The sequence below is a fragment of the Nitratiruptor sp. SB155-2 genome (assembly GCF_000010325.1).
In the GTDB taxonomy this organism is placed as follows: Bacteria; Campylobacterota; Campylobacteria; order Campylobacterales; family Nitratiruptoraceae; genus Nitratiruptor.
Genome location: NC_009662.1, coordinates 1,088,977 through 1,110,363 on the forward strand (window position 1 = coordinate 1,088,977; position 21,387 = coordinate 1,110,363).

General features: G+C 37.9%; 21 protein-coding genes. 5 read left to right on the forward strand and 16 right to left on the reverse strand.

Annotation, left to right across the window (positions count from 1 at the left end; genetic code table 11):
• Position 1: 1 nt before the first annotated feature.
• Together NIS_RS05770 and NIS_RS05775 are read right to left on the reverse strand one after the other, a co-directional pair.
• Positions 2-1,765 (reverse strand): EAL domain-containing protein, encoded by a 1,764-nt coding sequence (locus NIS_RS05770; protein ID WP_012082447.1) that lies wholly within the window; start codon positions 1,763-1,765, stop codon positions 2-4.
• Positions 1,762-5,364, reverse strand: a complete 3,603-nt coding sequence (locus NIS_RS05775) for a CheR family methyltransferase (protein ID WP_012082448.1) — start codon at positions 5,362-5,364, stop codon at positions 1,762-1,764. The genes NIS_RS05770 and NIS_RS05775 overlap by 4 nt, the downstream gene beginning before the upstream one ends.
• A gap of 197 nt (positions 5,365-5,561) precedes the next feature.
• On the opposite strand from NIS_RS05775, the gene NIS_RS05780 reads away from it, so the two are divergent.
• Together NIS_RS05780 and NIS_RS05785 are read left to right on the forward strand one after the other, a co-directional pair.
• Entirely contained in the window at positions 5,562-5,876 is a 315-nt protein-coding gene (locus NIS_RS05780; protein WP_012082449.1) for a TraR/DksA family transcriptional regulator, read from the forward strand.
• A gap of 1 nt (position 5,877) precedes the next feature.
• Positions 5,878-6,318, forward strand: a complete 441-nt coding sequence (locus NIS_RS05785) for a Fur family transcriptional regulator (RefSeq protein ID WP_012082450.1) — start codon at positions 5,878-5,880, stop codon at positions 6,316-6,318.
• Position 6,319: 1 nt separating this feature from the next.
• Here NIS_RS05785 and NIS_RS10270 read toward each other — a convergent pair whose 3' ends face one another.
• The 9 genes from NIS_RS10270 to NIS_RS05825 are packed head-to-tail and all read right to left on the reverse strand — an operon-like array spanning position 6,320 to position 14,702.
• Positions 6,320-6,481, reverse strand: a complete 162-nt coding sequence (locus NIS_RS10270; RefSeq protein WP_158297273.1) for a hypothetical protein — start codon at positions 6,479-6,481, stop codon at positions 6,320-6,322.
• Positions 6,471-6,677: a hypothetical protein gene (locus NIS_RS05790; protein WP_041354031.1), complete on the reverse strand. Its 207-nt coding sequence runs from the start codon at positions 6,675-6,677 to the stop codon at positions 6,471-6,473. The genes NIS_RS10270 and NIS_RS05790 overlap by 11 nt, the downstream gene beginning before the upstream one ends.
• Entirely contained in the window at positions 6,677-7,210 is a 534-nt protein-coding gene (mog, locus tag NIS_RS05795) for a molybdopterin adenylyltransferase (RefSeq protein WP_041354032.1), read from the reverse strand. Before mog ends, NIS_RS05790 begins: the two co-directional genes overlap by 1 nt.
• Positions 7,203-7,733, reverse strand: a complete 531-nt coding sequence (gene bioV / locus NIS_RS05800; RefSeq protein ID WP_012082451.1) for a pimelyl-ACP methyl ester esterase BioV — start codon at positions 7,731-7,733, stop codon at positions 7,203-7,205. The genes mog and bioV overlap by 8 nt, the downstream gene beginning before the upstream one ends.
• Positions 7,720-9,378: an ATP-dependent metallopeptidase FtsH/Yme1/Tma family protein gene (locus NIS_RS05805; protein WP_012082452.1), complete on the reverse strand. Its 1,659-nt coding sequence runs from the start codon at positions 9,376-9,378 to the stop codon at positions 7,720-7,722. The genes bioV and NIS_RS05805 overlap by 14 nt, the downstream gene beginning before the upstream one ends.
• Positions 9,365-10,597, reverse strand: a complete 1,233-nt coding sequence (mtaB, locus tag NIS_RS05810) for a tRNA (N(6)-L-threonylcarbamoyladenosine(37)-C(2))-methylthiotransferase MtaB (RefSeq protein ID WP_012082453.1) — start codon at positions 10,595-10,597, stop codon at positions 9,365-9,367. The genes NIS_RS05805 and mtaB overlap by 14 nt, the downstream gene beginning before the upstream one ends.
• The gene (locus NIS_RS05815) at positions 10,594-12,201 is read right to left on the reverse strand and encodes a mechanosensitive ion channel domain-containing protein (RefSeq protein WP_012082454.1); all 1,608 of its coding nucleotides are present in this window, start codon (positions 12,199-12,201) and stop codon (positions 10,594-10,596) included. The genes mtaB and NIS_RS05815 overlap by 4 nt, the downstream gene beginning before the upstream one ends.
• Positions 12,195-13,244 carry a 3-dehydroquinate synthase gene (aroB, locus tag NIS_RS05820; RefSeq protein ID WP_012082455.1) on the reverse strand — a complete coding sequence of 350 codons (1,050 nt, stop codon included), beginning with the start codon at positions 13,242-13,244 and terminating at the stop codon, positions 12,195-12,197. Before aroB ends, NIS_RS05815 begins: the two co-directional genes overlap by 7 nt.
• 48 nt (positions 13,245-13,292) lie before the next feature.
• On the reverse strand, positions 13,293-14,702 hold the full coding sequence (locus NIS_RS05825; protein WP_012082456.1) for a COG3400 family protein: 1,410 nt from the start codon (positions 14,700-14,702) through the stop codon (positions 13,293-13,295).
• A gap of 25 nt (positions 14,703-14,727) precedes the next feature.
• On the opposite strand from NIS_RS05825, the gene tgt reads away from it, so the two are divergent.
• The 3 genes from tgt to pdxA are packed head-to-tail and all read left to right on the forward strand — an operon-like array spanning position 14,728 to position 17,538.
• Positions 14,728-15,849, forward strand: a complete 1,122-nt coding sequence (tgt, locus tag NIS_RS05830) for a tRNA guanosine(34) transglycosylase Tgt (RefSeq protein ID WP_012082457.1) — start codon at positions 14,728-14,730, stop codon at positions 15,847-15,849.
• A complete protein-coding gene (locus NIS_RS05835) occupies positions 15,846-16,643 on the forward strand; it encodes a pyridoxine 5'-phosphate synthase (RefSeq protein ID WP_012082458.1) in 798 nt (265 codons plus the stop codon). Before tgt ends, NIS_RS05835 begins: the two co-directional genes overlap by 4 nt.
• Complete coding sequence (gene pdxA / locus NIS_RS05840; protein ID WP_012082459.1) at positions 16,621-17,538, forward strand: 4-hydroxythreonine-4-phosphate dehydrogenase; 918 nt, start codon at positions 16,621-16,623, stop codon at positions 17,536-17,538. The genes NIS_RS05835 and pdxA overlap by 23 nt, the downstream gene beginning before the upstream one ends.
• Here pdxA and NIS_RS05845 read toward each other — a convergent pair.
• The 5 genes from NIS_RS05845 to NIS_RS05865 form a co-directional block, all read right to left on the reverse strand.
• Complete coding sequence (locus tag NIS_RS05845; protein ID WP_012082460.1) at positions 17,530-17,835, reverse strand: MTH1187 family thiamine-binding protein; 306 nt, start codon at positions 17,833-17,835, stop codon at positions 17,530-17,532. The two genes, pdxA and NIS_RS05845, sit on opposite strands and share 9 nt — an antisense overlap.
• 16 nt (positions 17,836-17,851) lie before the next feature.
• The gene (locus NIS_RS05850; protein ID WP_012082461.1) at positions 17,852-18,616 is read right to left on the reverse strand and encodes a hypothetical protein; all 765 of its coding nucleotides are present in this window, start codon (positions 18,614-18,616) and stop codon (positions 17,852-17,854) included.
• Between the two features lie 9 nt (positions 18,617-18,625).
• On the reverse strand, positions 18,626-18,874 hold the full coding sequence (locus NIS_RS05855) for a nucleotide pyrophosphohydrolase (protein ID WP_012082462.1): 249 nt from the start codon (positions 18,872-18,874) through the stop codon (positions 18,626-18,628).
• An 81-nt stretch (positions 18,875-18,955) separates the two neighbouring features.
• Positions 18,956-19,453, reverse strand: a complete 498-nt coding sequence (locus tag NIS_RS05860) for an HIT family protein (RefSeq protein WP_012082463.1) — start codon at positions 19,451-19,453, stop codon at positions 18,956-18,958.
• Positions 19,453-21,303, reverse strand: a complete 1,851-nt coding sequence (locus tag NIS_RS05865; protein WP_012082464.1) for a TRAP transporter large permease subunit — start codon at positions 21,301-21,303, stop codon at positions 19,453-19,455. Before NIS_RS05865 ends, NIS_RS05860 begins: the two co-directional genes overlap by 1 nt.
• Positions 21,304-21,387 lie beyond the last annotated feature (84 nt).

Here is a 21,387-nt window from a genome sequence, read left to right on the forward strand (position 1 = left end):
TTCACTCCCTTTTTCCATTAAAAAGCAGTTGATTATTTTTTAATTTTTCTAAAATCTCCTCTTTTGGCATTGGCGGTGCAATATAAAATCCTTGAACATAATCGCATCCAAGTTTTTCAAGCTCTTGCATAATCGCTTCGTTTTCTACACCCTCTGCAATAATTTTATAACCAAAAATCTTGGCTAGTGCAATAGAGGCTTTTATAATCTCATAACTTTTTTTATCCTCCAACATATTGACAACAAAACTAGTATCAATTTTCACAAAATCAACATCAAAATTTTGCATATAGGTTAAAGAGGCATACCCTGTTCCAAAATCATCAATTGCAATCTTGCTTCCTAGATCTTTTAATTCTTCAAACATTTTTTTTGCTCGAAGAAGATCTTTTAGTGCAGAAGTTTCTACAATCTCAAAAACAAATCTTGAAGCAGATATATTATATCTTTTTAAAATATCTTGAAAAAAATCTAAAAAGATTTCACTTTCTATATCATATACTGTTATATTCACACTAAAATCACTGCTTGTATCATGTAACATAAAGTCTGTAATATCTTTTGCAACTTGTTCAAGAACATAGTGGCTTAACTGTTTCATAAGTGATTCATTGTTTTCTATATAAGGTAAAAAGTGTGATGGTATTAAGATTCCTTTTTTTGGATGATTCCATCGAATTAAAACTTCATATCCTTTCAGCTGTCTATTTTTTAAACATATTTTTGGTTGATAATATAAAACAAACTCATGATTAATAAAAGCTCTTTCAATTTCAACAACTCTTTGATCACACTCTCTCATTGATCCGGCAAAATTGCTATCATATGGATCAAAAATAAAAAACTCTCCTTTTTTTTTCTTTTTGATGTAATACATTGCAAGATCAGCCTGCTTTAAAAGCTCATTGGCTCCAATTGCTCTATCTTGTGGATAAAATGTAGCTCCTATACTCATACTAATATTGATCATTTTTCCATTACAATCTATAGGCTTACGCATCTCTTTTTGCAATCTATCCAAAAGTGAATAGATTGCTTCTTTGCTTTTGAGTCCCCATAAAATCATCGCAAACTCATCCCCAGAGATTCGAGAAACAATATCTTCTTGTCTGCTTATGCTTGTTAGTCGATTTGCAATTGTTTTTAAAACACAATCACCCATATCATGACCAAAAGTGTCATTTATATCTTTAAAATTATCTACATCCAAAAAAAGAATTGCCATTAGCTCTTTTGTTCGATCACTTCGTTTTAATAATTTTTCTAAAAATTCGATAAAGAGGTTGCGTTGATAAAGATTTGTCAAAGGATCATACTTTGTCATAAACTCCAATCTCTTTTGATAATATTCCTTTTCTCTTTTATAAAACAGGACTCTTGTAACATTTAAAATAGTCGTTAAAAACTGCTCCAAAGAAAATGGCTTTAAAATATATCCATTAATTCCCAGTTTAATCGACTCAAGCAGATACGCCGTATCGCTATAGGCAGTAAAAAATACAATTATTTGCTCTAAATCTTTTTCTCGTATCTTTGCACTCATCTGCAAACCATCCATCTTTGGCATTATAATATCGCTGATGATAATATCTGGTTTAAAGCGTTTATATTTTTTATACCCTTCCTCTCCATTTTGTGCAATCCAAACCTTTTTAAAATAGTTAGAAAATATACTTGTCATAAATTTAGTTATCTCTTTCTCGTCTTCTACATATAAAACACTCAATTCTTTTAATTTAGCTATCTCTTTTTGATCAAATTTCATTGTGTTTCCTTTGGAATTTTAAGAGTTACTTTCACGCCATCACCCTCATTTTCCAATATAATATCGCCACCCATTGCTTCCATAATCATCTTGGACATATACAGCCCCAGCCCTGTTCCATGTGATTTAAATTTTGTTGTAAAGTATGGTTCAAACACTTTGTCCAAAATTTCTGGCTCAATACCTCCACCATTGTCTTGGACATAAAAATAGACATATTTTCTTTCAATTTTGTTGGAAAGTATAATCTGTCCATATTGAATTTTTCGCTCTTTTATAGCATCTTTTGCGTTATTAATCACATTGATTAACACCTGCATCAATTCATTTTTATAGCCAAAGAGTTCTATGTCTTTGATATCTTCTTTTAGGGTAATATGGTTTTGCTCTAAAGCCGGTAAAACAATCTTTTTTGTATCTTCAATAAGTTCTTTGAGTCTGAATTTCACCTTTACCTTATGGGTAGAAAAAAAGTTTCTAAAATCATCAATCGTTTTTGACATATTTTGAATGATTTCATTGCTTTTTTCATAAAACTCTTCAAATTTATCTTCTGTTAAATGATTATTTTGAAATGATACCTGTAAATTGGTAATAAGTAGACTCAAAAGATTGAGAGGTTGTCTCCATTGATGGGCAATATTTGCTATCATCTCTCCCATGGCCGCTAATTTGGATTGCTGGATAAGTAAAAGATCCTTTCGTTTCATCTCTGTCACATCTGTAAGTGTTACAATACGCTTTTTATCGATTGATGTTTGACTGACTTTGATCAAAAATATTCTTTTATTGCCATTTTTGTCTTTCAAATAGACCTCATGCGCTTCTTCTGGATGTTTTTTGAGATACTCCATCCATTTTTCTTTTTTGACTTTTTGAAAAAGTGGAGAATCTTCTTCAAAAAACTCATAAACCATTTTCTCTTTAAGTTGCTCTAAATTCCTAATACCTAAAAAGGTAAAAAATTTCTTATTTGCTAAAAAGATATGGGATCTATTAGCAAGTAAAATAATATTTTGCGATTCATCGATAATCGTTTTGAGTTTTTCTTGCTCTAACAATAATTTCTTTTGATAATTTTGGAGCATCTCTTCTTTTTTTCGATACTCAGTTACATCATAGATTGCGATAATAGCACCTTTGCACTCTTTATGGATAGAATTTTTATCGATATAAGGAACAATTTTGATCTGGAAAATTTTATGTTTGTCTTTGACTTCAAAACTATACTCTTTTTTTGTTTTAATAACACGCTCCAAAATTGGTCGAATGTTGCTTATATCAACTTTCGTACCAACTGTAGTAATCAATTCATGAAGATTCTCATAGGATAGATTAAAAATATAGTTTGCTTTTTGGGTAAAGTTTTTGATACGAAGCTCATTATCGACAATAACGGCTCCAAAATCTAAAATCCTAAAAATATTTTCCAAATCGTTTGTTTTTTCCCTTAACTTTTGTGTTTTAATTTCTAACTCTTCGTTGACTGTCCGTAACTCTTCATTGGTTGATTGTAGCTCTTCATTGGAAGTTTCAAGCTCATCATTTGTTGATTGCAGTTCCTCATTGGCTGATTGCAACTCCTCATTGGCTGATTGGAGTTCCTCGTTGGAAGTTTCAAGCTCTTCAATCGTTGTTTGAAGTTGTTCTTTTGTAAGCATCAATTCCGTTTCAAGATCATTGATATATTGCTGTAAATCTTTGTTGTCTATTTTGATATCTTTATCAATCGCAACTTCATCGGAACTTTCTATAAAGATTAAAGCAATGCAATCTCTGCAGTGTTGATTACTGAAAGGTATCGCCATGATGTTAATATATTGTACTTTTGTTTTGTTTTCATCTTCTGTATAACGAATTCTTTTATTAATTGAAATTGCCTCTGTTCTTACTTTCGAAATCAAATATCTCACATCAAATTTCAATTCATTGTTAATAAGTGTCAAAATATCGTTACTAAAATTGCCCTTAGGAAATTGTAAATACTTACTTGCATTACCTCCAACGTAAACAATATTGTTATTTCGATTGATAATGACAATATTTTTAAAAATATTTTTCATTAACGCTTGGACTACACTTTTTAAAAGAGTTTCTTCTTTCGTAAGAGCACTTTCCAGTTTTTGTTCACTATGATCTGAAGCCAATAAAGCAATTTTATTTTTATATCTTTTTGGATAGTAAGTCAATGCACTTAAATCGGTTTGTTTGTATGTGGGATCTTTTTTAAAGATTCTAGCTTTTGCATCTAAAACGATGAACTTCTCATTCAAGCTCGAAATTGCTTCGCTCTTACCTAAAAATAAGATTCCATTATCTTTTAAAGAGTGATGAAAAATATTGATAATTCTATTTTGCAATATTGGATTAAAATAAATTAAAAGATTTCTACAACTGATTAGATCGAGATTTAAAAATGGAGAATCTTTTATGAGATCGTGAACAGAAAAAATTATTTTTTCCCGAATCTCTTTGATTATCTCATATTTATCGTTATCAATTTTTCTAAAATAGTTTTCAAGATAAAAATCATCAATATTTTCCACTTCATCTTTAGAGAATATTCCGATTCGTGCTTTTCTTATAGCCTCTTCACTAATATCTGTCGCAAAGATTGTTATTTTTTTATGAATCTTCATTTGGTGGCAAATCTTATCCAAAAGCATTGCAATTGAATAAGCTTCTTCTCCCGTAGCACATCCAGGAACCCAGACTCTATAATCTTCATCTTGACTTTCACTCATCTGATTAACAATATGCTTTTCAAGTATTCCCCAAAACTCTTTATCCCGAAAAAAAGAGGTTACAATAATGATCAAATCTTTAAATAATAGTTTAAGTTCCTGTGGATTGTTACGTAAAATCTCAATATACTCTTGGAGTGAATTGACATTATTTACAGCCATTCTTCTTTCAATTCTTCGATGAATCGTTCCAATCTTATAGTCTGTAAAATCGACATTGAATTTTTCTTGTAACATATCAAAAATGGTTTCAAGACTGCTTTTTTCCGTTCCCTTTTCAACGGTATGGGGAATATTTAAGATTTTTAGTAGATTTTTGGCAATATCTTTGACTGGAAGCACTAAATCAACACATCCAGTTTGAATTGCGGCTTGCGGCATGGAGGAGTATTTTGCCTCTTTGGGATCTTGTGCGATGGTAATACCTCCAGCATTTTTAACAGCTACAATTCCCTCTGCTCCATCACTCCCGGTCCCAGAAAGAATAATCGCAACGATATCCCCATCAAAATGTTTTGCAAGCGATTTGAGAAAAAGATTGATAGAAGGCTTTGGAAATCCCTTTTCTCCTGGAGGTGTCAGAATAAACTCTTGTTGTTCGTTGACTGTTAAATTATTGTTTGGTGGACAGATATAAATAGTTCCGGGTCCAATCTTTTGATGATCATAAATCATCTTAATCGGTAAAGTGGTATACCTTGAAAGCAAATCTTTTAGAAGGGTTGGATGGGTTGGATCGAGATGTTGTGTTATAACAAAAGCAATATCTTTACTATATTCCTCATCTAAATTTTTTATAAACTCTTGTAGTGCTTCATATCCTCCTGCACTTGCTCCTAAAGCCACTATTTTCATACTAAACCCTCATAATTAAATATTTTTAGTGGATTATATACTACAATTTATATAATACATTTGTAAAATAAACATTAACTTGATACGCATTCATTGGTATTGGTGGCAATTTTTGTTGATAATTTTTTAGATCTTGTCTATTTGTTGTAGAGCATAAAAATAATGTATAATAATTTCCAACTATTTAAGGAGCTTACATGACCCAGGAACAATTGGAACATTTCAAAAAAATACTGCAAGAAAGATTGGTTCAAGTCCAAAAAGATATCGATGCATTGCTAAATGAACTGGAAGAGATAGGAACATTTGAAAATGTCGACGATATAGAAGATCTCGCCCAGCTTGAAACGATCAATGATACCGACAAAGCGCTCCTGCAAAAACTCAATGAAGAAAAAAAACAGATTCTAAGAGCCTTGCGAAAAATCAAAAACGGAACATATGGTCAATGCAGCGACGGCTCAGCAATACCTCTGGAAAAATTGGAAGCAGATCCTTTATATGAGTGCTAAGATGAAAAAAAATCTAGAAAAATATCTCCAAGAGCTCAAAGAGATCGTCAAAAAAAGAGGATTGAAACACTCTTCGCAAAGAGAGCAAGTTCTAAAAGTCCTTTTTCATGCCAAAGAGCATCTCACTCCGGAAGAGATATACAACAAAGTAAAAAAAGAGAACCCAAATATCGGTTTGGCAACCGTCTACAGAACCCTCTCATTGCTAGAAAAAGAGGATATGGTCAGTAGCGTCTCCTTTGGCCATGAGGGGAAAAAGTATGAGTTGAACCGCGGCGAGCATCATGACCATATGATCTGTCTAGAATGTGGCAAAATCTTGGAATTTTACGATGAGAATCTCGAAAAGCTCCAAGAAAAAATAGCAGAGGAACACAACTTCAAGCTCCTAACACATCAGATGAACCTGTATGGCATCTGCAAAGAGTGCCAAAAGAAATAGACTATTTTCTATAGATCAGCTCTCTTTGCTCTTTTGGCTTCTTTGCATCACTTTGTACCTTGTTTACCATGTAAACTGGAGCAACAAAAATAAACAGAATGGATGCCACTAAAAAAAGAGCGAGTAGATACATGGGTATAAGTCGTATATGTTTACTCTTCATGGCTGCTCCTATCCACTAATTCCAACGCTTCAAGAGTATTGATCAAAATCTGCTTTTTCGTCACAAGTGGCTTTGTTTTCAGGTTTTTTTGTTTCTTATCCAACTTGGGATTTGCGATGATTTGCATAAACTCATTTTCTAAATCTTTCAACAGTTCATCCATACACTTTTTGTATTTTTGCGTAATATCGCTCATTATTTCGCCTTTGGCCTAAAGGCTTGTATTACATCCTCGTTTGTCTCGATATATGGTCCTCCTATGAGGTCGATACAGTAGGGAACTGCCGGGAAAACCGCATCAAGACATTCTCGGATGCTTTTTGGCTTTCCAGGCAGATTGATAATGAGGCTTTTCCCCCGTATTCCCGCAGTTTGGCGCGAGAGAATTGCCGTAGGGACATATTTGAGACTTACAGAGCGCATCAACTCTCCAAAACCTGGCATCATCTTCTGGCAAACCGCTTCTGTAGCCTCTGGGGTCACATCTCTTGGTGCCGGGCCTGTCCCGCCAGTCGTCACGACCAGTGCGCATCCTTCCTCGTCACAAAGCTCTATCAAAGCCTTTTCAATCTCACTCTGTTCATCCGGAATACAGCGATAGACTATCTCGAAATCGTTCAAAAGATACTCTTTCATCGTATCCATGATCGCTTTGCCGCTGATATCTTCATAAATTCCTGCACTCGCCCTGTCACTAGCTGTTACAACGCCTATTTTGATTTTATCCATTACTCCCCCTTAATAGATGTCCTACATCTTTAATGTAATATACTTGACCATATTGTTGGAAAAAGTGTTTACTTTTTTGTGGATTGACAATTTTATCCAAAGCACCGATAAAGACTTCGATATGAACTCCACTTTGAACCAGGAACTCCAGTGCTTTGTCATCCCAGGTAAAAAAAAGAAGTGCTTTAAGATCTCCTAAAGATGGTTGCGTAAAAAATTTTGAATAATCTTTTTTGGATGGATAGGCAGCTTTTTTATAAAAAAAATGTAAATAGGCATCTTGGTTTTTCACAAAAGACAAAATCTGTTTATGCTTGAACTCTTTTGACTCTTCATCGAAATATGCAGGCGATATGAGTTGTAACGTATCGACTCTTTTGCCCTCTTGCACCTGTTTCACTGCTTCTTGAAACGCTTTTTGCGCTCCATAGCTGAAACCTGCTATCGTAAAATCACTTCGATTCAAAATATCGAGAAAAAGGATTTTTTCATTGTGAAAGCCAAAACCGCTAAAAAACTGCATCCACGACCCTCTTGACATCCTCTTTCGTCACAGACTCATGCTCTTGAAGATAGGTTGCTATCTTTTCCACCAGTGCAAAATGGCTGCTCAGATACTCTTTGAGTTCGACTTTCGCTTCCTCCACTATTTTTATTGCATCATTTACATCAGCAAAAAGCCTATCTCCCATACCGTATCGCATCACCATCTCTTCAGCAAGCACTTTTACCCGTTTCAAATCTTCTGCAGCATTGGAGAAGGTTTCATTGTATTTGAGTTGCAAAGCCACGTAACCGGCAAGAAGCGCTTTTATTTTTGACATGAAATCCTGTTTGGAAACGATCTCTCTATCTATATCTTTGAGGTATCCGCCGACAAGTGTCAATTTGTCAAAATCGACGCCATACCAGTAAGCGCACAAAGCTTTTGCCGCTTGATAGACACTTTGGATCTCTTTCTCCTTTTCATCAAAAACAAGCAGTTTTTTCTTGCCATACAGTACTTTGTCCTTGACAGCTTCAAAATCGCTCAACTCCACGATTTTTTTCCCCAATTTCAAAGCATGAAGTGCCGCTTCATTCACAAGACTGGCAAGAGCGGCACCGCTAAATCCGACGCTCATATCTGCAAGTCGTTCCAGATCTACGTTGTGTGGAATCTTTCGAAGATAGATTTTGAGTATCTTCATTCTATCCTCTTTATTTGGCAAAGCCACATAGATTCTTCGATCAAAACGACCAGGTCGAAGAAGCGCTTCATCCAAAACTTCGATCTTGTTCGTCGCCCCTATAACGATGACCCCACTGGAAGCTTCAAAACCATCCATCTCGGTAAGAAGCTGGTTGAGTGTCGCTTCGCGCTCGTCATTTCGCATGCCTCCTCTGGCTTTGCCAACTGCATCGATCTCGTCGATAAAAACGATGCTTGGGGCCATCTCTTTTGCTTTTTTGAAAAGTTCGCGAACCCTTTTCGCTCCCATACCTACATAGATCTGCACGAACGCACTTCCACTTTGATAAAAAAACGGTACCCCGGCTTCACCCGCTACCGCTTTTGCGATCAATGTCTTTCCGACTCCTGGTGGGCCAACGAGCAGCACGCCTTTTGGCATGCGAACCCCAAAGCTTGTATATTTTTTCGGATCTTTCAAAAAGTCTATTATCTCTTCAAGCTCCTCTTTCACTTCATCGATGCCCGCCACATCATCAAAGGTATAAGCACTCACTTGCGGCTTGATATCCATCTTCATCTCAGGCGTTTCCGCCGGAGCTATCTGTATCTGATGCTTAATCGGTATAGGCTCTTTTCTTTGGCGCTTAAGATAGTACACAAGGTATCCTACAAAAAAAGCCAAAATCATGATTGCCAGAAAATCATAAAAGTTTTGATAATTTTCCTGCATCTTGACCGGTACTTTTTTATACAGCTCTTTCGTATCGATAAACTCTTTTGGGATTTTGTACTCGATACCGCCACTCTTTATATAGACATATTCGTTTCCTATCTTCGCTGAATCGATCATGCCGTTTTCAAGAAGCGTCTGATAGGTAGAGTAGTCGATATCTCTTTGCGGAAAATATTTCATAAAAAAGAGTGTGCTCAACATAATGAGCACTAAAGATGATAACGCTATTACAATGATCTTTTTTGTTTTAGAATTTTGCAAAATTGGCCTCTTCTTGTATTTCATATTTGTGAATATTAACCCAGTTTCCTTTCAAATCCAATGCACTCTCGATGAAAACAGGGTTGTAAAACTGATCATATCCAAAATAGTGCCCTCTTTTTTCTCCTTCGACAAGCACATACAGATCGCTCTGTTTTTTTCTAAAATCGAAGTTTTTTTGTTTGACAAGCTCTTGTATTTTTTTGTATCGCTCTTTTGCCACATTGCCTAAAACGTGGGGTTTCATCGAAGCAGATGGTGTTCCATCCCTTTTTGAGTATGTAAAAAGGTGTATGTGGGTCAATGGAAACAGTTTTAGATTTTCATACGCCTCTTCAAAAATCGCCTCACTCTCTCCAGGGTGTCCCACAATAAAATCTGTTCCTATGGCATAACCGTGTGATGCGATCTCTTCAAACAGTTGCAAATCCTCTTTGACTCTGTTTCGACGATTCATGATTTCCAGCATTGTATCTGATGTGTGCTGTAAAGCTATATGCAGATGCTTTGCCATCCAAGGCTCATCCAAAATCTCTTTAAATTCATCCGTTATCTGAATCGGCTCAATGGAGCCTAAGCGAATACGTCGCACTCCTCGTATCATGGCTATTTTTTTGAGAAGTTTCGCCAAAGAAGTATCTTTATCTTTGCCGTAGCTACCAACATTGGTCCCCGTGAGTATAAACTCACCAAAGCCATTCGATGCCAGTTTTTGAATCTGCTCTAAAATAAGCGATTCATCCATGCTTCTGGCATTGCCTCGTACATAGGGAATGATACAGTAGCTACATCTGAAATCACACCCCTCTTGAATTTTGATAAAGGCCCTGCTTTTTCCGATAAACTCGCTTACGATCGTTTTATCGACAGATTCCAGATCTCCCAGCTGAAAAAACTGCTCTTTTTTTAGTAGATCGTTAATTCGCTCTTTTTCGGAATGTCCAAAAACACCAATGACTTTTTTCTTTTCAAAGAGCTCTTCACCTTTTGTAAACGCTCCACATCCTGTCAAATAGATCTTTTTGTTTCCTTTTTGGATTCTGTTGATATAGTTGCGTACGCTACTGTCTGCTCCATTGGTTACGGTACAGGAGTTCACGACGACAATATCCGCATCCTCTTCATTTTGAGTAATGGTAAAATCTTTCAGTTTACTCATCATTACCTGAGTATCGAATAGATTGGTCCGACATCCAAATGTTTTAAAGAAAACTTTCACACTCCAGCCTCACTCTCTTTTGGCAAACTTTTATCATTAAAATCCTCTTTTGTCAAGAAGATTTTTTGGGCCGGATATGTTATCTTGATATCTTCCTCTTGTAGATATTTCTCGATCACTTCTGCGCTAATGGTACTTCGCAACGTCAAAGTAGCGTATGAGTTTGTCTGATACCACAAACTTATACGAATCCCATAGTCTTCAGCAAATGTATAGACTCTCACATCCACGTTTGTATTTTTGAGATGGTAGGTTGAGCGTAGTTTATTGAGCTGCTTTCTGGCAATATCAGTGTAACCTTTGGCATATTTCCGTGCTGTCTCTTTCGCAATATGTGCAGCTTTTTTATGATTGGAATCAAATGTGATATTGAAGTTGATATTGTCCCAGACCGTTTTGAGACCAGAATGGGTATAGTTGGCTATCAAATCGGTAAATATATAATTATTGGGAACAAAAATGATACGACCCGAACGAATATTGTGCAAGTAGCTTGTCAAAGTAACATCTTCGAGTATCGTAATTCGCAGCAAAGAAATATCTACGACATCGCCCACATACTCCAAACCGTTTCTTTTCACTTTGATTCTATCTCCCACATGGATAGAACCGCCAAAAACGATCACCATCCATCCCAGGAGACTCATGAACATATCTTTCATCGCAATGGCGATACCCGCCGATGCAAACCCTAAAATAGTGACTAGATAACCCACATTTTCTATGTAGGAAAAAAGAAGAATCATAATGATAAGTAACGCAAGTAGAAAGTTTATAAATTTGTTTGCCATATAGGCCCGCTGATTATCTTGGATGTATCTATGGATAATCCATTTCAAAAAGAGACTAAATAGTAAAATACCCAGAATGATGGCGCCTATACGGAAAGCCTTTTCTCCTTGGATCTTGATCTCGTCTGTCGTTTTCAAAACATTTTCTTCAATTTTCCGTTTATAGACACGCAGCGTCTCTTTTGCCACTTTCAAAGATTCTTGGAAATCTTTGATCTCTTTTTTCATAGCCTTCAGTTCATCCTGCGGTACAGCATCTGGATCTAATTTAGCCATTTCGCTCAAAACATGGTACTTTTTATTCAATAGATCCAACGCCGTTTGCATGTCTTGCAATTTTTGCAAGTAATACTCTTTTGAACTATTGAGCTGTTTGATATAAGAAAGTGCAGTGATAATATCGAAAGGATTTTTAATGGTTGGCGGTTTGGGAAGCGTAGGTGGTTTGACAATTTCCATAAAAGGAGATTCCTGATACTCCTTCAACAGTTCAAGTTGATTTTTCAGTGTCTCTTTTTTTGCCAAAAGATCTTGCAATCGCTTTTTTTGCCGCCTCCTTTTCGCTTTCCATATCTGCTTGTCGAGATCTTTCAACTCTTTACTGATTTTGTAATAGGTTTTATAGTTCTCATACTTTTTGAGCCAGATATTTTGCTCGATTTTTTCTTTGAGGTGATTGAGATCCGCTTGCAACTCTTGAAGATGGAACCGCTTTTGGATCTCTTGCTGCTCTTGTTGCTCTTGAATTGAAGCATTTTGTTCGGCATATAACGACAAAAGAGACAAAAAGACAACCAATAAAAGTTTCAGCATCTCTCAAACTCTCTTAAAACATCGATGATCTGATCTTTTTTGATTGTATCCGTGATCACAAAATCTCCGATATCTTTTGGCAAAACGAATTTGATCGTATCGTTTTGCGTTTTTTTATCCAAGAAAAAGTGTTCATAAAAATCCTCTGGATCTTCTACTTCGTAACAGACAGGCAAATTGTATCGTTGCAGTAGATTTTTTATTTTTTCCGCATCCTCTCGGCTCAGTAGCCCAGTTTTCACGGCAAGTTCATTTGCCATAACCATCCCTATCGCTACCGCTTCCCCATGCAAAAATCGCTTATATCCCGTTTCATTTTCGATCACATGGGCAAAAGTGTGACCGTAGTTGAGACTTGCTCTGACACCGCCTTCGCGTTCATCTTTGGCAACGATAGCGGCTTTGAGTTCAACGGATCGTTTTATAGCGTATTTGAGATTATCTTCTTCTTTAAGATCGTTTTTCATAAGCCATTCAAAAAAGTCTTTATCGAAAACAACTGCCATTTTAACAATCTCGGCCACACCTGCAGAAAACTCTCTTTGAGGCAGTGTCTGTAAAAAATGAGTGTCGATATAGACCGCTTTTGGCTGATGAAAAGCACCTATGAGATTTTTGCCAAATCGATTGTTGATACCAGTTTTTCCTCCTACACTGGCATCCACCTGAGAAAGCAGTGTCGTAGGAATCTGTATAAAGTCGATCCCCCTTTGAAAAACGGAAGCAGCAAATCCGGTCATATCTCCAATGACACCACCGCCAAAAGCGATAAGCACAGATTTTCTATCAAGTTTATGATCAAAAAGTCTATCGAGTAAAAAATCGAGCGTTTCTTGATTTTTATAATCTTCACCGTCAGGAAGCGTAATGATATAAAGCTCTGGAGCTTCGATTTTATTTAAAAGATATTTCAGATGTAGTCCGGCAACTTTTGGATTCGTCACTATAGCCGTTTTAGAAGAGAGTCGAATAGATTGAATTGGATCGATGTATATTGAATAACTTCGATCCTCACACGTTTTGAGATCGATAAACACTTCCATAGATCACCTTTTTTTGTTTTTACAATTATAAAAAAAGTTCTCTTTCTTTTAGGTTACAGGAAAGAACATCTGATGATGCATGCCAAGTTTGTAAAAAAGCGCTTCTGGGTCGGTACAAAATGGATTGAGAGGTGTGGCTTGGGCTACTTTTTGACTGAATGGATAAACAAGAAGCAGATCCGTTTTCGATCGTAGCATACGGATAGGATTCGATCTTGTTTTTTCTACAGCAATCGGCTTGGAAAAGATATTCGCAAGATTTTCAAAATGTTCGATAATTTCCTGCGTCTGAGTAGAGCTTTGTTCAAGATACTCTACGAGTTTCAAAGAGATTTTCAATTGAATAGCAATATCGAAAACGATAGATGAGATGGTTTCTAGTTTTTGATTCTTCGTTAAAATCAGCTCCAACTCCTTTATTTTGGACAAGGATGAGTCGGCAAGTGAAAAGACTGGAATTTTCATCTCATACAAAAGCGAGCGACAATGTTTTTTCATGAATGTTTTATGGTGCAGCATAAAAAGGCCAATGCGCCGATGTTCAAGATCTTCTTGAACATTTTGTTGCAGCGATTTGTAACGGTAATCCACCATCACCTCTATCGTATCACCGTCATAATTCTTGATAAACTGCAACAGTCCGATGTCGTTTGGGTTGATAACGCGGATAAAAAGCTTTTTATCTTTGAAACGACTATGCGCATACACGCCACTCAACACCATATGCCTGATCGATTTTGGACTCAACTCCTCCATATCCACAAGTAGATAGGAGTTGGTGCCAAATGGCATGGGAAACTGTCCGACTTCTCGTTTGATCGAGCGATAGACGTTTTTCAAAACATCCGGATCGCCAATAAGCAAAAGAATGTCATTTGGCCATATCATCCTGCTCGGAGTTGGCAGTAAAAGCTTATTGTTCCTATAAATGGCGGCGATTTTCCAGTTTTTTTGCTCGATGGATCCAATATGCCGATAGACATAACTGCTTCCAAAAGGGACAAGCACCTCCATAATCTCGCCTAGGCCTAGTCCCACATTCTGTGCTATGACAGGGACATTTGGAAAGTAGTCCATAACCCTGTTGGCCAATATTTCATTCGCGTTGAGCAGACGGAAATTTCTGCCTGGAAACTTCAGATCCCATCGATCCAAAACGACGATATTGACATTGTTATCGAGTCTTCGGACATTTTCAAAAGATGCGACAGTGTCGATTTTATTCCCAAGGACGATGACCACTTCGTTATATTTTTTATTAAAGAGGCGAGAGAGTTTCACAAACGAGGTAGGATCAAAATGATAATAAAGAATATTTTCTGCACTTTCCGATGGTTTTATGGTAGGATCGTTATAGACGATATGATAGAGATTGTTCGTTACCTGATTTTTTACAATTCTTTGTAATAGATGTTTTGCTACAATTCCATCAGCAAGTACTAAAACATGGGTTTGCACCAAGCCCCTTTATAAAGGAAATTTATTGGATTTTTTTATCGACGCTACCGACAATAACGCCAGAGCCTGTACTATAAAAACATCACATTCTACCATAAAAACGCCTGTGTTTATGCCTGTCGGAACGGCTGCCAGCGTAAAATCTCTCGATACTGTCGACTTGCGAGATATCCTTCAAACACAAATTATCTTGGCAAACACATACCATCTATATTTAAGACCGGGAGACAATGTGGTCAAAAAACTTGGAGGACTACACGGATTTACCGGTTACAATCGAAGCTTCCTGACAGATAGTGGTGGCTTTCAAGCTTTCAGTCTCAGCGATATCAGCAAAGCCAATGAAAGAGGCATCGAATTCCAAAGCCATATAGATGGTTCGAAACACTTTTTTACTCCGCAAAAAGTTTTAGACATCCAATACAATCTTGGTAGTGACATCATGATGATTTTAGATGATCTGGTCGCACTTCCGGCAACAAAAGAGCGTCTTGCACTCTCTGTCGATAGAACCACCCGATGGGCACAAGAGTCGATCAAATACCACAAAAAAATGCAAGCACAAGGCATCGGAACCAACCAAAATATCTTTGCCATTATCCAAGGCGGAACCGATTACGAATTTCGTAAAAAAAGCGCTATGGAACTGACAGCTCTCGATTTCGACGGATTTGCCATAGGAGGGCTGAGTGTAGGAGAGGAAAATAGCGTCATGTATAATACAGTAGAGTTCACAACTCCTTTTATGCCCAAAAACAAACCAAGATATCTCATGGGCGTAGGCACACCAGAAGATTTGGTTGAATGCATCGACCGAGGCGTAGATATGTTCGATTGTGTGATGCCAACAAGAAATGCACGAAACGGGACGATATTTACCTCTTTTGGCAGACTCAACATCAAAGCTGCAAAATATAAACTTGATCAAAACCCTATCGATGAAGCGTGTAGCTGCTATACATGCCAAAACTACACCAGAGCCTATCTCAACCATCTTTACAGAGCAAAAGAGCTGACATATTACCGCCTCGCTTCCATTCACAATCTGCACTACTATCTAACGCTTATGAAAGAAGCAAGAGAAGCGATCGAAAAGGGTGAATATAAAGCGTTTAAAAAAGCATTTTACGCAAGGAGACAATCATGAAACTCGGTGTCAACATCGATCATATTGCAGTACTAAGAGAAGCGAGAAAAATCAATGATCCTGATCCCATAGAAGCTCTTCCCATCGTGAAAAGAGCGGGAGCAGATCAGATAACCATCCATCTTCGTGAAGACAGACGCCACATCAACGATTTTGATGCAAAAAGGATCATTGAGTACTCTTCTCTCCCGGTGAATATGGAGTGTAGCATCGATCCGGATATTATCGACATCGTTGCACAGCTCAAGCCTCACAGAGCAACGCTTGTTCCTGAAAAGCGAGAAGAGGTGACTACAGAAGGTGGCCTTGACGTCATTGGACAGTATGAACGCATCAGTGATGCCATTGAAAAACTGAAAGCGAACGAGATAGATGTCTCCTTGTTTATCGATCCAGATATCGAAATCATAGCGGCCTGTGCCGATACGGGAGCCGATATGGTGGAACTGCATACAGGAGAGTATGCAAATATCTATGCAATGCTCTATTCCAATCTATCCAAAACGCCACACTCCATCAAATCTTTGGAACTTTCGAGGAAAGAACTGCAAGAAAAGCTCTCCATTGCTATCGGGGACTTGGAAAATGCTGCGATTTACGCTGCAAAATCGGGACTGCTCGTAGCCGCTGGACATGGTCTTAATTATCAAAATGTTGGAACTATTGCTGCAATGGCAAATATCATTGAACTCAATATCGGTCAAAGCATCATCGCTAGAAGCATTTGGGATGGCCTTTTTGAAGCGGTCAGGAAAATGAAAGAGATCATCGATGAAGCCGGTCATTGCCATTAGTCTAGGCGATTTCAATGGTATCGGACCAGAAATTGCCCTGAGATGCCACGATCAAATTAAACAATCCTGTACCCCACTCTACTTTACAAACTATAAAATAATTCAACAAGCTGCCAATATTTTGAAGGTTCAGGTTCCTGAAGATTTAGAAGTAGAGTATGTCAAAGGCGATTTCATTATCAAACCTGGAAAAGTCAGCAAGAAAAGTGGTGCTTTTTCCTTTCGATCTTTCCAAAAAGCTGTAGAGTTCACCGCTTCAGGAATATGCGATGCCCTTGTTACCCTTCCTGTTCATAAGGAAGCGTGGATGAAAGCGAATATCCCTTATAAGGGCCATACGGATTATCTTCGAAAAAGATTCAAAAAAGAGGCTATCATGATGCTTGGCTGCGATAAACTTTTTGTAGCCCTTTTTACAGAACATGTCCCTTTGAAAAAGGTGCCAGGTTTGATCGAAAAAAAGAGACTGACCCAGTTTCTAATCGATTTTTACCATGAGACTACTCCTGCCAAACCGGTTGCCGTTTTGGGTCTCAATCCTCATGCAGGCGATGGCGGCGTTTTGGGAGATGAAGAGCGAATTATCAAAAAAGCGATCGACAAAGCAAATGAAGCAATCAAACAAGAGATCTTTTTCGGTCCAGTCGTACCCGATGTGGCGTTTACATCAAATTTTAGGAAAAAACTCTCTCACATTGTCGCCATGTATCATGATCAAGGGCTTGCGCCTTTGAAAGCTCTCTATTTCGATGAATCAATAAACGTCAGCTTAAACTTACCTATACTCCGTACCTCTGTCGACCATGGCACCGCTTTTGATATTGCCTATAAAAAAATGGCAAACACCACGAGTTATCTTAACGCCGTACAATATGCAATCTCTCACCTACGATGAGAAATGTTTTTGTACTGATTCAACCTTTTGTTTAAGTCTGTTACTCTTTCCAGGCCTGATATCAAACTTTGCTACACTGTATACCCGCCCGCACCCCATCTTTTCCAAAGCGTGATACATTTTGGGTATCAGTGCACTCACCTCTTCCACACTCTCTCCCTCCACGATAGTCGCCATTGGTGTGAGTTGATATGGCAGTCCGCTTTCTTCAATAACCTTTAGAACCTCGGCCACATATTTACTTTTGCTTTCTCCAACATCCGTTGGAAACATCGCTATCTCCATCAAAACACTCATAAACACTCCTTACCGATTACACTTTCGCATGTTCTGAAGAGAAAACGTACACACCTGCATTATATAGACTTACTAGGTATGCAATGACAAGTACCAAAGGTAAGAGGATAATACTCAGCGACAGGGGTATCAAAAGCATAAAAACGCCTAAAACGATCAAGGACCAAATAAACACGAGGATAAAGTACTCTTTATTGAAGCACCGCTTCCAATATCCGGGATTGAAAAGCAAAAAAACTTTTTTAAAGCCATCATTGAACGTCTCTGAACGGATCACCTCACCCATGACGCCAGGAAAAAAATAGAAAAGAAAAGCTCCAATCAGTAATATCACCAAACCAAGTGCACCGTTTGCCATGAAGCCGGCCGCCATTTCCTGCTCCATTGCAATGCCGTTTTGCATCGTTTGCATATCCATATGCATATTCATTCCCATAACCATCATCATAAGAGCCATAAAAAGAAGGGAGAGCAAGAAAAGAGCCAAAAACGCTCCTGCTGCTACGTGAAGATACTGAATCAGCAGATCCCCTATTCTTGAATTTTGTGCTACTTCTATCATCTCTTCTTCACTCTTTACTTGTAAAAGCGCTTTTCCAAAATAGATCTGTACACTGAGGCTTAAAATGGAATAGGCCAAAACGAAAAGCATTCCAACAATTGGAATAGCACCCAAAAGACTAACAACTATCAAAATCGCCAATACACCGAAATTGAGTGCATAATTTCCCTTAAAAAAATTCCAAGCCGCTTTAATCGCCGTTATATTGTTTTTTTGCATTCACTCTCCTTAGCATCCGCTTTTTTTCATACTTTTTGCCATTTCAACCGGAAATCGCTTTTGATTTTTTGCAATCTTTTTCTTTGATGCCTCATACAGATCAATATCCAGTACCGAAGCAAGCCTCAAAAGATAGTGTAACACATCTGCCATCTCTTCACCAATTTCCTCTTTTTGAGATTGCGTAAACTCCTTGGTATCTTTATCACACCACTGGAAATGCTCCATGAGTTCCGCCGCTTCTATTGCCACACTCATGGCAAGATTTTTGGGTCTGTGATACTTTTGCCAATCCCGCTCTTTGATAAACTCATCAAAAGATGCTGCAGTTCATATAGATTACCCTTCAAAATACTCCTTTGCATGGCTTTTCAGTTTCTTATATATTTTGAAAAAATCGGTACTGTAGACTCTTGTATGACCAATTGTTGTGATAAAGTTCGTATCCCTTTGCCATCTGGGTACGAGATGCATATGGATATGTTCTGCGATCCCCGCTCCTGCTGCAGCTCCTAGATTCATCCCGATATTGACACCCTCTGCATGCAAAACATCTTTTAATAGAGCCACACCTCGTTTGGTAAGTCTGGACATCTCCTCCCAAGCCTCCTCGGAAAGATTTTCCAGATTGTCGATATGCTGATTTGGAATGACCATAAAATGACCTGGCGTATAGGGATACTTGTTCATAACAACAAAAGAGTATTTGGCTCTATAAAGCACTCCAAGTTCTTCATCCTCTTCAGGATGCTCTACAACATAGCAAAACACACACCCTTCGATTTTTTTTCTAGTCACATAATCGCTTCGCCATGGGGCATATAGAATATCGTACATCAAAACACCTTTATCAAAGATGGGAAAAGATAGATGATTGCAAGCACAACGACCTGTAAAAGAATATAGGGAATGACACCTTTATAGATATCTTTCGTTTTTACTAGATCACCGGCTGCACCTTTAAGATAAAAAAGACTAAATCCAAACGGAGGCGTCAAAAAGGAAGCTTGCAAATTGAGCGCTACCAGGATGCCAAACCACAAAGGATCGATATTGAAATGTGCAAGAAGCGGAACAAAAAGAGGGATCACAACAAAAGAGATCTCAACAAAATCGATGAAAAATCCAAGGAGAAAGATAATCGCCATCGAAACGAGCAAGAAGGTCTGTTTATCACCTATTTGATAGGCAAAAAAATGTTTCACAAGTTCTTCACCTCCGATTTCATTGAAAACAAGGCTAAATGCTGTAGCACCGATCAAAATAGTAAATATCATAGCACTCAGTTTCACCGTCTCAATCGTTACATAAACAATCATCTCTTTATTGAGCGTTTTTGTCAATAGCGTTAATATCAAGGCACCAACGACACCCATTGCAGCAGATTCAGTCGGAGTGGCAATTCCTGCAAAGATAGAACCAAGTACTGCCAAAATCAATACAGAGGATGGGACAATCGCTTTTAGCAGCTCAATCAAACTCGGTCTTTTCTCTAATGTTATGGCTGGTGCCACATTCGGTTTTAAAAAAGCAAAAACGAGAATGTATACAATATAAAAAAAGACCAATAACAGTCCCGGAACAACGGCTGATTTAAACAGATCACCGACACTAACACTCAAAACATCACCCAAAACAATCAATACAATCGATGGAGGTATGATTTGTCCAAGTGTCCCGCTCGCGGCAATCGTTCCACTGGCAAGTGCTTTGTCGTATCCGTATCTGATCATCACAGGCAGCGTTATCACACTCATCATCACCACACTTGCACCGACTATTCCCGTTGCCGCGGCCAATATAGCTCCAACGATCACGACACCCACAGCTAGGCCGCCTCGGATATTGCCAAACATCAGTCCAAGATTTTCCAGTAAAGATTTGGCTATCTGGCTCTTTTCCAAAATGAGCCCCATCAAAATGAAAAGAGGTACCGCCATCAGCGTAAAATTTTGCATGATGCCATACATCCGCATGGGAAGCATCTCGAAGATAGAAAGATTCAAATCTGCATCGATAAGTGCAAAAACAATGGCAGAAGCAGCAAACACAAAGGCTACTCGAAATCCCAGCATCAAGAGAACCAAAGAGAGTCCAAACATCAAAAGAGCAGGATGCAAAAAGTAGTACAAATCAACAAATCGAAAGGCTACAACTGTAACCACAATCACAACAGCAATGAAAAAAGCCTTTTTCCACTCTATTTTTTGCGAAATTTTGATGATTTCACTGATAGCTTGCAAAAAGAGCAACAGTGCAAAAAGGACAATCGCGGATTTGATAAGCCATCTGTATGGAAGACCGCCAGGGTCGCTCGATGCTTCATGCTGCAAGAAACTTTGCCAGGTAAAAATCCCTGAATAGTAAAGAATAATCAACGAAAAAGGAATGATAAGCAACAACGCATCGTAAAAATTGATCAACGCTCTTGTCTTTGGAGAAAAGCGCTCATAAAAGATATCGACCCGAACATGCTTGTCATGTTTGAGGGCAAATCCGGTACTCAGCAAGAAAGTGAGATCAAAAAAGTACCACTCAAGCTCTTGAAGAGCGATAGACCCTTCATGAAAAAGGTATCGCATAAAGGCATCATAAAAGACCAAAAAGGCAAGAGCCAAGGCAATAAACGCACTGAGGTAAGCAAAAACCCTATTGATCTTATCTATCCACAAAGAGATCTTACTCACCCATTTTCCTTTTGAAAATGTATTCGAAAACCTTTTGCAAAGCGACAACGATCAATACTAAAGCGATGATCGCCAAAAACTCTA